Origin of the sequence: Rhodococcus sp. NPDC057014 (genome assembly GCF_042673295.1) — a bacterium.
Lineage (GTDB): Bacteria > Actinomycetota > Actinomycetes > Mycobacteriales > Mycobacteriaceae > Rhodococcus_F.
The window spans coordinates 1-3,934 of the sequence record NZ_JBHUSF010000507.1 but is presented as its reverse complement, the minus strand read 5'-3'; the positions used below and the strand labels follow the sequence as shown (position 1 = coordinate 3,934).

Annotated in this window: 3 protein-coding genes; all 3 read right to left on the bottom strand. The window is 69.1% G+C overall.

Annotated features, from left to right (window positions below):
• On the bottom strand, nt 1–334 hold a 334-nt coding region (locus ACFTZB_RS43865; RefSeq protein WP_378442006.1), incomplete at its 3' end, for a biotin carboxylase N-terminal domain-containing protein.
• 134 nt (nt 335–468) lie between these two features.
• A complete protein-coding gene (recG, locus tag ACFTZB_RS43860) occupies nt 469–2,727 on the bottom strand; it encodes an ATP-dependent DNA helicase RecG (RefSeq protein ID WP_378442004.1) in 2,259 nt (752 codons plus the stop codon).
• 8 nt (nt 2,728–2,735) lie between these two features.
• A partial coding sequence (locus ACFTZB_RS43855) for a dihydroxyacetone kinase (protein ID WP_378442002.1) occupies nt 2,736–3,934 on the bottom strand: 1,199 nt, incomplete at its 5' end.

The following is a 3,934-nucleotide window of genomic DNA, read 5'->3' as shown; positions in this document are numbered from 1 at the left end:
CGAGCACCTCGGCGGAGGGACCGACGAACGTGATGCCCGCCTCGGCGCACGCGGCGGCGAGATCCGGGTTCTCGGAAAGGAAGCCGTAGCCGGGGTAGATGGCGTCGGCGCCTGCCTGCTTGGCCGCGGAGACGATCTCGTCGACGGAGAGGTACGCCCGAACCGGGTGTCCCTCCTCGCCGATCTGATAACTCTCGTCGGCCTTCAGACGGTGGATCGAGTTCCGATCCTCGTACGGGAACACCGCAACCGTTCCAGCACCTAGTTCGTAGGCGGCACGGAAAGCGCGGATCGCAATTTCGCCACGGTTGGCGACCAGGACTTTGGAGAACATTGGAGCAAACTACCCCGCCGAAGACGGCCGTGGAGAACAGGCATCCCACATTGCAAGATTCTCCACAAACTTCACAAAGACGCCCCTGACGTGTGCGAATTCTGCAACAGACCCGAAACAGACGTGCGAAGTTCTCACGTTTTCTCCAAATATTCGATGCGGTCGGCGTCGAGCGCCGACGTCACCATCGCCGACAGCCCCGGGTGATTTTCGAGCCGCGGATCGACGGCGATCACCGACCGCGCGAACTCGGATGCCGCCGCAATGACGTCCTCGTGGCCGAGCAGCGACAACAGCCGCAGCGTGGATGTCGTGCCCGACTGCGCCGCACCGAGGATGTCGCCCTCGCGGCGGGTGGCGAGGTCGAGTTGCGCGAGTTCGAAGCCGTCGTTGGTCGACGCGACGTTCGACAGTCGCTCGTAGGCGGGGCCGCCCGGGTTCATTTCCGTGACGAGAATGCACAGGCCCTGGTGTCTGCCCCGGCCGACGCGGCCGCGCAGCTGGTGCAGCTGACTGACACCGAACCGGTCCGCGTCGACGATCACCATGATCGTCGCGTTCGGGACGTCGACGCCGACCTCCACCACCGTGGTGCACACGAGGACGTCGATGTCGCCGGCCGTGAAGTCGCGCATCACCGCGTCTTTCTCGTCCGCGGGCAGCCTGCCGTGCAGCAGTCCCACCCGCAGGTCGGGCATGATGTCGCCGCTCAGTTCCTCGAACACGTCGACGGCAGACTTCGTCTCGGGCGCCTTCTCGTCGAACGCGTCCTCGCCGTCGCCCTTCTCGCCGTCGCCGATGCGTGAACACACCACGTACGCCTGCCGCCCGTCGGCGACGTCCTCGCGGATCCGTTCCCACGCCCGCGCGACCCACTGCGGCTTCTGGGACGCGGGCACCACACTGCTCTTGATCGGGGAACGTCCCTTCGGCAGCTGGCGCAGCGTCGACACCTCCAGATCGCCGAGCACGGTCATCGCGATGGTGCGGGGGATCGGCGTCGCCGTCATCACCAGCAGGTGCGGGCTCAGGCCCTCCCGCGCCCTCGACCGCAGCCGGTCGCGCTGCTCGACGCCGAACCGGTGCTGCTCGTCGACGACCACCATCCCGAGGTTGAAGAATTCGACGTTGTCCTGGATGAGGGCGTGCGTGCCGATGACGATTCCGGCGTCGCCGGTGATCGCCTCGTTCATCGCCGTTCGTTTGGCGGCGACGCCCATCGACCCCGTCAGCAGCGCCACCCGTGTCGCCCTCTCGTGCGCCCCGAGTTCCCCCGCGGTCGCGAGGGAGCCGAGCATCGCCCGCAGCGACCGGGCGTGCTGCGTGGCGAGCACCTCGGTCGGCGCGAGCAGCGCGCACTGGTAGCCGGCGTCGACCACCTGGAGCATCGCGCGCAGCGCCACGATCGTCTTGCCCGAACCGACCTCACCCTGCAGCAGCCTGCTCATCGGGTGCGGTTGCGCCAGATCGGCGGAGATCTCGTCGGCGACCGAGTGCTGACCGTCGGTGAGCTGAAACGGGAGCATGCTCTCGAACACGTCCGCGATCCCGCCGGGCACGGGCGGGCACGCCGGGGCGACCCGCTCGGCGTTGTCGTGGCGGCGACGGGCGAGCACCAGTTGCAGCGCGGTCGCCTCGTCGAACCGCAGCCGGTCGTGGGCGTTCTCGACGTCCTCGCGGGTGTCGGGCAGGTGGACCGACCGCAGGGCTTCGTCGAGTCCGATCAGGTCCCGTTCGGCGCGGATGTTCTCGGGCAGCGGGTCGTCGACGTGGTCGAGCTGGTCCAGGATCTGGCGGACGCATTTCATGATCGTCCAGCTCTCCACGTCCCGGGTGGCCGGGTAGAGCGGTATCAGCGCGCGGTCGAACACCGACATGTCGACCCCGGCTCCGGCTTCCTGCGACGCCCGGGCGATGCCGGCGAGATCCCCGGCGCCGCGGATCCGGCCGACGCTCACGACGGGGTCCTCGCCGCCCGCGCGCGGTTCGGGAAGGACGAGGTAGCTGGGGTGGGTGAGGCTCCACTTGCCGCGGAAGTACTTCACCGTTCCCGAGAACATCGCGCGCACGCCGGGCTTGATCACGTGCTTGACCTTCTGCGGACTGAAGAAGGTGACGTCCACGTTCTGGGTGTCGGTCGACAGGACCACCTTGAGCATGCTTCCCGGCCGGTTCTTCATCTTCACGACGGCCGCGGACGTGACCCGGGCGATGATCGTGATGTGCTCACCCTCCGGCGGGTCCTTCTCCGCGAGCTCCCGGCCCTGCGAGGCGTACCGGTGCGGGTAGTGCCGCAGCAGGTCCTCGACCGTGCGGATGTCGAACGCTTCCTCGAGCGCATCGGCGGTCTTCTTCCCCAGCAGATGATCGAGCCGGTCGGACAATGTGGCCATCGAATTCCTCATTCCACCCCGAGTTGCAACAGATCTCCAGGTTGCCCTCCGTGGTAGATCATCACCTCGACGCCGGGGTGCCGCTGCGAGATGTGATCGGCCAGTTCGGTGTCGAGTCCCTTCGGCGCTTCCGAGCCCATCAGGAGTGTCACCAGTTCTCCACCCGCGCCGAGGACGAGGTCGACGAGCCGGCGTCCGGCGGCGACCGCGTCCGGTTCGATGACGATCACCTCGTGACCCATCAGTCCGATGCCGTCTCCCGGTTCGCAGGTGCCCACGTAGGTGAGGGCACGTTCGCGGGCGATCCGCAGCGATCCCCAGCGGGTGGCGGCGGCGGCCTCGGACATCGCGAATGCGTCGTCCACCGCCTCGCGTTCGGGATCGTGCACCGCCAGGGAGGCGAGACCCTGCACCATCGCGGATGTCGCGAGCAGCAGGACCTCGTGCCGGGCGTCTCGCGCCGCGGCGCTGACCGCGACGAGTTCCTGCGCCGTCAGCGCGCCGTTGGGGAGCACCAGCACCTCGGTGCGTCCCATCTGCCTGATGACGCCGAGGAGCTGAGCGCGGGTGACGGGGGCGTCGTCGCAGCGCAGAATCGTCGCGCCCTCGCTCGCGAACAGTTCGGCGGCGCCGTCTCCGGCCACGACGGCGACGATTCCCCGCTCACCCTGATCCGGCCGGGTCCGGACCGGCGGAACCAGCAGTCCCTGGTCCCGGGCGTCGACGAGGAAGCTACTGACCCGGATTCCGTGGATGCGCCCCGCCGCGAGCCCGGCTTCCACGGCGGCGCCCGCGTCCGTGCAGTGCACGTGCACCGACCAGCCGCCGCCGCCGTCGCCGACGATCACGATCGAGTCCCCGAGTTCGTGCAGCGCGCTGCGCAGCCCCGCCATCCGGGCCTCGTCGGAGTCCGACACCAGGTACATCACCTCGAAGTCCTGGTCCGAGCCCTCGTCGCAGCCTGGTCCGGGATGCGCGTGCGCCGCCTGTGGCGCGCCGACGGCAACGGGTTCGGCGCGGCGCGCGGACGGGGTGCGCCGCGGGACGTGGAGTGCGATCGGCGGGCGATCCGGCGGCGCGCCCGTGACGGCGGTGACGAGCGCGTCGAGGATCACCACGAGTCCGAGTCCGCCCGCATCGACGACGCCTGCGGTGCCCAGCACCTCGAGTTGCGACGGCGTCCTGGTGAGCGCGGCCGCCGCCGCGT